This window comes from Corynebacterium sp. HMSC070H05 (assembly GCF_001837615.1).
GTDB classification, from domain to species: domain Bacteria; phylum Actinomycetota; class Actinomycetes; order Mycobacteriales; family Mycobacteriaceae; genus Corynebacterium; species Corynebacterium coyleae.
The window spans coordinates 1-371 of sequence record NZ_KV833316.1 but is presented as its reverse complement, the minus strand read 5'-3'; the positions used below and the strand labels follow the sequence as shown (position 1 = coordinate 371).

At 61.7% G+C, this 371-nt stretch carries 1 protein-coding gene; it reads left to right on the top strand.

The features are described 5' to 3' along the window. Positions 1–371: HtaA domain-containing protein (locus HMPREF2617_RS05000; RefSeq protein WP_210400819.1), on the top strand; the 371-nt coding region annotated here is incomplete at both ends.

The window sequence follows — 371 nt, the reverse complement described above, 5'->3', positions numbered from 1 at the left end:
TTCAACCCGGCCAACTCGAAGTTGGACGCCAATGGCAAGGGTGTCTTGGCTTTCGACGGTGCCGTCCGGTGGACCGGCCACAAGGCCTACGCCCCGGAAGGGCAGGACTACGGTCTGGATATCCAGTTTTCCGATGTGAAGGTGCACGTCGATGGCACCGCCGGCAAGATCTCCGTTGATTACTGGGTGCGCGGCACCAACATCACTGGTGACGAAAGCGCGCTCAACGAACGCGGCGATGACGCTGTCTTTGCTACCTTCACCCTCCCGGAGGCGATCACCCCGGCCGCCGGCAAGACGTTCAACACTTCCCCGGACGGTGTCACGAAGGATAGCGGCGTGAAAACAACGCTCACCGAGGAGGGCGCCAA